The organism is Haematobacter sp. (genome assembly GCF_032102465.1).
Classification (GTDB): domain Bacteria; phylum Pseudomonadota; class Alphaproteobacteria; order Rhodobacterales; family Rhodobacteraceae; genus Haematobacter.
In genome coordinates, this window is record NZ_DAMDHB010000080.1 from 1 (window position 1) to 2,971 (window position 2,971).

The 2,971-nt window shown below is 66.6% G+C and carries 3 protein-coding genes; 2 read left to right on the forward strand and 1 reads right to left on the reverse strand.

What is annotated here, in order from left to right; genetic code table 11:
- Nucleotides 1-239 precede the first annotated feature (239 nt).
- On the forward strand, nt 240-872 hold the full coding sequence (locus tag RT513_RS20755; RefSeq protein ID WP_290688695.1) for a TetR/AcrR family transcriptional regulator: 633 nt from the start codon (nt 240-242) through the stop codon (nt 870-872).
- A 702-nt stretch (nt 873-1,574) separates the two neighbouring features.
- Nucleotides 1,575-1,727 (forward strand): hypothetical protein, encoded by a 153-nt coding sequence (locus RT513_RS20760; RefSeq protein WP_313534564.1) that lies wholly within the window; start codon nt 1,575-1,577, stop codon nt 1,725-1,727.
- A 110-nt stretch (nt 1,728-1,837) separates the two neighbouring features.
- Here the strand turns inward: RT513_RS20760 and RT513_RS20765 are convergent, their stop codons facing one another.
- Complete coding sequence (locus RT513_RS20765; protein WP_290688698.1) at nt 1,838-2,776, reverse strand: MBL fold metallo-hydrolase; 939 nt, start codon at nt 2,774-2,776, stop codon at nt 1,838-1,840.
- Between the last annotated feature and the right edge of the window lie 195 nt (nt 2,777-2,971).

A 2,971-nucleotide genomic window follows, 5' to 3' on the forward strand; every position in this document is an offset into this window, starting at 1 on the left:
CGCGCCGCCATGCCGCGCGCGGGCCGCGTCCAGCCCGCCGCCGTGGTCCCGCGTCTCCGCCATCGCCCGCTCCTTCTGCGTCGCGGCGCTGCCGCCGTCCGTGTCGGGGGCGGTCAAATCGCAAAATCTTTGCGAAATCAACTCCGCAAGCGGCCCCGGGTGCAAAGAAGGCTGGCAGGATCGCCGGAGCGCGTTAGCATGGTGAAAGGCACGGGGAGGTGCCTGAGGGGGGAACGATCATGCCGAAGTCTGTGGCGGATCTCAGACGTCAGGAGATTGTGGCGAGCGCCGTCTCTGCGATTCAGCGGGAGGGCCTGCCATTTCCATCCTATGACGCCGTGGCGAGAGAAGCGGGAATGTCGCGTCAGTTGGTACGGCACTACTTTCCCGATGCGGAAAGTCTGATGGGCGCGGTGTCGCACGCCATTTCGGAAGTGCAGCAGGGCAGGGTGGCGACCGGACTTGCCCGCGGTGATGAAAGCCGGCTGGGGGTGCTGTTCGACTATCACCTCGGCCTGCTGGACGAAGGGGACCAGCCGCGCGGAGCGCTCCAGCCGGTGGAGGATGCGCTGGTCGTGCTGGCCTGTCGCGCGCCCGATCTGCTGGAAGCGCTGGCAGAGCGGCAGGATGAACTGCGGCTGTCCATCGTCTCGGCGACGGCGGAAAGCTATCCGAGCCTGCCGCCCGCCGCCTGCGAGGAGATAGCCTTCGTCTTCGTGAGCCTCGTGCATGGTCACTGGCGCATGGTGCGGAGCTTCGGCTTCGACCGGGTCGGCAGTCTTCAGGCGCGGGCGGCGATGGACAGGCTCCTGCGCGCGCATCTGGAAGCAGCGATGGCGGAGAAACCGGCGCCCGTGACCCGGCGCGTCTGACACGCGCCATGCTGTCCGGCGGTTTGCCCCGCCGCAGTGGCTCATTGGGTTCTGTGTCGAGTGGGGCATCTCGCCTGCCTGCGCGCGGGAGCTTCGGCTGGCTGTATCGTTGAGGCAGGCGATATTCCCGCGCCCGTGATCGGCAACTGCCGGAGGAAATGCATCGATACCGTACATGCCCCACGCCGTTAGGCTCGGCGTGCTCCATACTGCACCCTGTCACCACGAGGTCCACACTCACCCCTCTCGGGCGGCTGCTCTGTGGAACTGCGTCCGGGGCTTCGCCTGCGCTTCAGGCGGTGTCGATGGAGCGGGGCCAGACATACACCCGGGCCATGTCGAGAGGGGAGCGCCCCTTGGGTGGAATGGACGAGGCTGCTTGAACACATGTTTTTCGGCAGCGATGTGGAATGAAAATTCAACCTCAAGGCTGTTTTCAGGCCATCAGCGCGTGCAGATGAGGTCGCTGGTCGCTGGTCGCTGGTCGCTGGTCGCTGGTCGCTGGTCACTGGTCGCTGAGTGGAGGAAGATCCGGCTGCGCCCCGCTGGAGCCGAGTTCTGGAATACTCGCGGCCAAGGGAGCGGGCTTTCGATCCTGCGAGCGCGGCAGGCAGCTTCGGAGAAATATGCTGGCACCCGCCACGGGATCGCTCCGGCGGAGAAAGGTGGCACCCACGGTTTCCGGTTGTGCGGAGCGGGCCTTTGCCTTTGGCACGGTCGGCGCAGGCGCAGGCGCAGGCGCAGGCGCAGGCGCAGGTGCAGGTGCAGATGCAGGTGCAGCGGGCCAGGGTCCGACATGTGTCTTCCGCAGGTCATTCGCTCCGCCAGGGCGTGGAGACCCCGCGCCTGCCGTAACGGGTCTAGGTCGGTCATGCGGAAATCCCCTTCCGTCCGCGGTGCCAGAACCCAAGCGGCGACGCCAGTTCCGGGACTGCCCGTCACCCCCGGAACGCCGCTCCGAGCGCTCAGTCCGAAGACTGACCGAGGAGGAACTGGTATGTTGCCGGGAAGAAGCGGAAATCCTCCCCTTCGGCCCCGACGAAGCCCACGGCCGGGAACGGCATGTGGTAGCCCACGAAGGGGATACGCTCCTCCGCCAGCCGGGTGAGGATGGCGCGTCGCGTTTGTGCACCCTTGTCCTTGTCCATGTCGAAGCGGACGTGCCAGCCCGGCTTGGCGAGAGAGAAGGCGTAATGGTTCGCCACATCGCCGAGAATCATCAGGACGTGTCCCTCGCTCTCCACACGGAAGGAGAGGTGCCCGGGCGTGTGGCCGAAGGTCTCGATCGCGGTGATGCCCGGCGCGACCTCATGACCGCCTGCGATGAAAGCAGTCCTGTCGGCCAGCGGGCGGACATGAGACTCGAACCGCTCGTTGCCCGTCGTCGCCCAGTAGTCGAACTCCGCCCGCCCCATCACGTAGCGCGCATTGGGGAAGGTGGGCGCGCCCTGGGTCATCAGCCCGCCGATATGGTCTCCGTGCATATGGGTGAGGACGACGACATCGATGCTCGCGGGATCGATACCCGCGCCGCCGAGCGACGCCGCCGTTGCCGTGCCGTCAAGCCCGGTATCGAACAGCAGCACCATCTCTCCCGTATTCACCACGGTCGGCGCATAGCCGTTCCGCCCCTCGCTGTCGGAGAGGAAATAGGCGCGGGCCTGCGCGGCGAATTCATCCGCGCTGGCGTTGAGGCCGAAGGTGGCATGGATATCCTGCATCGCGCCGGAGCCTGCGAGGACGGTCGTCACCTCCATCGCGCCAAGGGGGAAGCGGTAATGCGTGGGCATCGAGGCTCCGAGTGCCGGCGCGGCGGCGCTAGCGGGGGAAACGACGGGAAGGGTTGCGAGAAACGGAGCGGCAACCCCGCTCATCAGGGCTGTCCGGCGGGTCAATCCGGTCATGGCGGTTCTCCTGTGCTGCTTTGGTCCTGAAGGGTAGCGCAGGGATTGGAGAAATCCGCGCCTGATTGTCACCGCTGCGACGCGACGCCGCAGGGAAGGCGGTGGACAACGGAACGGGTTTGCGCGTGTTTCCCAGCACGCCAGCACGCCAGCACGCCAGCACGCCAGCACGCCAGCACGCCAGCACGCCAGCAC

Bases quoted from the DNA above. Each gene is read 5' to 3' on its own strand.
- RT513_RS20755 (WP_290688695.1), top strand. From the start codon at position 240: ATGCCGAAGTCTGTGGCGGATCTCAGACGTCAGGAGATTGTGGCGAGC.
- RT513_RS20765 (WP_290688698.1), bottom strand. From the start codon at position 2,776: ATGACCGGATTGACCCGCCGGACAGCCCTGATGAGCGGGGTTGCCGCT.